This window comes from Mitsuaria sp. TWR114 (assembly GCF_007997345.1).
Window position 1 is genome coordinate 1 of sequence record NZ_VOSR01000991.1, and the last position, 615, is coordinate 615.

Here is a 615-nt window from a genome sequence, read left to right on the forward strand (position 1 = left end):
GGGCAGCTTCTGGGGCGCGAGCATGAGCACTTCGGGCTCGGTGGCCGACGAGAACACCAAGATCGACCAGCTCGCGCTGGCCGGCAAGTGGAAGGTCGGCGACGCCACGCTGCGCAGCGACCTCAGCCACACCCGCAGCACCTTCGACCGCTTCTACCAGGAGGTGCGCCTGGGCACCTTCGCCAACGACCCGGTCAGCTACAGCTTCGACCTGGGCACCAAGCTGCCGTCGGCGTTCTCGCCCACCGCGCAGCTCGACAACCCGGCCAACTACTGGGCCGACAAGGCGCTGTACTTCCGCACCCGCAACACCGGCAAGGAAACCGCGTGGCGCCTGGATGGCGACAAGCCGGTCGACTTCGGCGCGCTGACCACGCTGCACGCCGGCGTGCGGCTCAACGACCGCCGCGCCAGCAGCGCCGAGATCAACACGATCGACGACATCTGGATGTTCAACCTGTCGCAGATCCCGGCGGTGGGCCTGCTGCCCTACGACAACCTGCTCAAGGACGCGCGCCGGCAACATCCCGCGCCAGTGGCTGACCGTCACCGACACGCGCTGGCTGCGCGACGCGCAAGCCGTGCGCAGCACCTTCAACCTGACGGTGCCCGAGC

Annotated in this window: 1 protein-coding gene; it reads left to right on the forward strand. The window is 68.6% G+C overall.

The features are described 5' to 3' along the window. Positions 1–22: 22 nt before the first annotated feature. Positions 23–615 (forward strand): hypothetical protein (locus tag FUT87_RS26605; protein WP_147242929.1); only part of this gene is annotated, 593 nt, incomplete at its 3' end.